Below are 3,375 nucleotides of genomic sequence, written 5' to 3' on the forward strand. Positions count from 1 at the left end.
CAACCGTGGGGAGCCCGCCCATGACTGACATCGCCCAATCGGCGCTGCTGCCGCGCCCGAATGTCTATCGCCAGCCCGACGCGAGCGACGCCAAGACCGGCGACATCAGCAAGGCGCTGCCGCTGTGGGAGCGGCTGCGCAGCAACACGATGTTCCGCCGCGGCTGCATCCTGGTTCTGCTCGCCGCGGTCTGGCAGGGCTACGCGACGTATCTGCAAAACGACCTGCTGCTGCCGAGCTTCTGGGCGTCGCTGACGGCGCTGTACGACGCCTTCGTCCACGGTCCGCTGCTGTGGCGCATGCTGTACTCGATCCAGGTGCTGCTCACCGGCTACATCATCGGTGCCGTGCTCGCCGGCGTGCTGGTGTCGTTCGCGGTCTCGACCAAATGGGGCAGCGACCTCCTCGCGACGCTGACCGCGATGCTCAATCCGCTGCCGGCGATCGCGCTGCTGCCGCTGGCGCTGCTGTGGTTCGGCCTCGGCATGTCCAGCATGGTGTTCGTCATCGTGCACTCGGTGCTGTGGGCGGTGGCGCTGAATGCGCAGACCGGGTTTCAGTCGGTGAGCGAGACGCTGCGCATGGCCGGGCAGAACTTCGGCCTGCGCAACATGCGCTACATCTTCGGCATCCTCGTCCCCGCGGCGTTCCCGTCGATCCTCAACGGCCTCAAGATCGGCTGGGCTTTCGCCTGGCGCACGCTGATCGCCGCCGAGCTGGTGTTCGGCGCGACCTCGCGCTCGGGCGGCATCGGCTGGTTCATCTTCGAGAATCGCAACTCGCTGGAAACCGCCAACGTGTTCGCCGGCCTGCTGACGGTGATCGTCATCGGCCTCCTGGTCGACGGCCTGATCTTCCGCGCCATCGAGCGCCGCACCGTTCGGCGCTGGGGGATGCAGCGATGAACCTGCACCGCCCCGCTCACTTCGACACATCGCAGACTTCAGGCTCAGACATGACGACTCGAACCAACACCGCCCGCGCCGGCCGCTCCGTGCTGGAAAACTGGATGCCGGAGGTCACGCCGGTGGCGGTCGCGGATGCCGGCTCGGTGACGATCGACAACACCGGTCCGTTCGTCGCGGGCAGCTATCAGCGCTTCACCATGACCTACATGGCGGGCCGCTACGGCATCGACGATTCCGGCTGCCTGAAGGTCTGCTACCGCTTTGCCTCCGACATGGGGCGGCCGCAATTCACCGACCCGGCGGCGCCGAACTACGTCAAGGTGACCGCGTCGAACGGCGCCACGCTCGACGTGCGGTTCGACTACAAGCAGAATACGCGGCCGTGGGACCGCACCATCTACATCAAGATCGTCGCCGGTTTCATGAAGGAAGGCGACACCATCCTCATCGAGTTCGGCACCGATTCACGCGGGCCGGGCATCCGGATGCAGACCTTCGTCGATCCTGAATTCTGCTTCCGCGTGCTGGTCGATCCGATTGCGACCTACACCTTCGTGGACGTGCCGGGCGTGCCGGTGATGCCGATCGTCGCCGGTCCGGCGGCGCGCTGGCACGCGGTGCTGCCGACCTGCCGCGCCGTCGGCGATGAGTTCAGCCTCGGCATCCGCGCCGACGACCTGTGGGGCAACCCGACCAGCAATCGCGGCGGCGAGCGCATTCAGCTCGTGTGTCGCGGAGCCATTGAGGGCCTGCCGGAAACGGTGCCGTTCGATCCGGCTGCGCCGGCTACGGAGATCAGCGGCCTGCGCGCGATTCAAGCTGGTCGTGTGTCGGTCGATCTGGTCGCCGACGGACGCACGCTGACCAGCTCCAACGTTCTTGTCGTCGAGCCGGAGCTGAAGCTGCGCGCCTATTGGGGCGATCTACATGCGCAGTCCGGAGAAACCATCGGCTCGGGCACGGCGCACGACTACATGACCTACGCGCGCGATTGCGCGTTCCTCGATGCGATCGGTCATCAGGGCAACGACTTCCAGATCACCGGCGAGTTCTGGTACCTCCTCAACGGCCTGATGCGCGACTGGAACGAGCCGGGCCGCTTCGTCACCATTCCGGGCTACGAATGGTCGGGCAACACCTCGCTCGGCGGCGATCGCAACGTGTTCTATCGCACCGAGGATCGCGTCATCCATCGCTCGTCGCACGCGCTGGTGCCGGAGCGCAGCGATTTGGCCACCGATTGCTGGGATGCGCGGGCGCTGTTCGAGGCGCTGGAGCCGAAGGCGGCCGACACCGTGGTGTGGGCGCATTGCGGCGGGCGCTACGCCGATATCAAGTACGCGCATCACCATGCGCTCGAGCGCTCCGTCGAGGTGCATTCGAGCTGGGGGACGTTCGAATGGCTGGCGGCGGATGCGTTCGAGAGCGGTTACCGCGTCGGCATTGTCGGCAACAGCGACGGCCACAAGGGCCGGCCCGGCTACGAGCCACCCGGCGCCTCGATGTTCGGTGCGCTCGGCGGCCTGACCTGCTACTGGCTGCCCGAGCTGACGCGCGACGCGATGTTCGATGCGCTGCAGGCGCGGCATCACTACGGCACCACGGGCTCGCGCCCGCACCTGACGGTGCAGGGCAGCTTCGATCAGCCGGTCACGGTGTGGACCGACGACCCGCGGATCGCCGGGGCACGGCATGCGGAAGCCACATCGGTGATGATGGGCGACATCGTCACCGGTGCGCCGGGTGACGTCGAGTTCGAGTTCTGCATCGAGTCGGCGTCGCCGATCCTCGACGTCGAGATCCGCCGCGGCACCGAGGTGCTCGAAGTCATCCGGCCACACGCGGCGTCGCCGCTCGGCAGCCGATGCAGGATCGAATGGAGCGGTGCCGAGTATCGCGGCCGCGCCCGGCAGACGGTGTGGGACGGCTCGCTGAAGGTCGAGGGTGCGCGCATCACGGGCTTCGCGCCGATCAACTTTTTCAATCCCGACCGGCCGCTGAAGCAGGTCTCGGATCAGCAGCTGGCCTGGCAGTCGATCACCACCGGGAACTTCGCCGGCGTCGATTTGTCGCTGTCATCGCCCGATGCTGTGATCGAGATCACCAATCAGCTCGGCTCGTTCCGCCATACGCTTGCCGAACTCAGCCATCAGCCGGTCGTGCACCGCCTCGGCAAGCTGGATCGCGAACTACGGCTGTCACGGGAACCCGATCATTACGATCAGCACGCCTTGAAGCTGCGCCGTTCGATTGCGATGCGCGCCGGCGACAACCCGATCTGGCTGCGTGCGACATTTGCAGACGGGCACCAGGCGTGGTCTAGTCCTATCTATATTCTGCGCGACTGAAAGGAGGCGACAGCAAGCACTAAGCTACGCGATGCGGGAGAGTCCCGGCCGACCCGGCGGCGCCGAAGGAGCAACACCCCGGAAACTCTCAGGCACAAGGACCGTATCGCGCCATGATC

At 66.3% G+C, this 3,375-nt stretch carries 2 protein-coding genes and 1 riboswitch; both genes read left to right on the forward strand.

What is annotated here, in order from left to right; translation table 11 throughout:
* Window positions 1-20 precede the first annotated feature (20 nt).
* Window positions 21-905, forward strand: coding sequence for an ABC transporter permease (locus I5M_RS05990; protein WP_022720565.1), 885 nt, complete (start codon window positions 21-23; stop codon window positions 903-905).
* 50 nt (window positions 906-955) lie between these two features.
* A complete protein-coding gene (locus I5M_RS05995; protein ID WP_022720566.1) occupies window positions 956-3,256 on the forward strand; it encodes a DUF3604 domain-containing protein in 2,301 nt (766 codons plus the stop codon).
* A gap of 24 nt (window positions 3,257-3,280) precedes the next feature.
* Window positions 3,281-3,370, forward strand: a riboswitch (glycine riboswitch).
* Window positions 3,371-3,375: the final 5 nt, after the last annotated feature.

The organism is Rhodopseudomonas sp. B29 (genome assembly GCF_000333455.1).
GTDB lineage: Bacteria > Pseudomonadota > Alphaproteobacteria > Rhizobiales > Xanthobacteraceae > Rhodopseudomonas.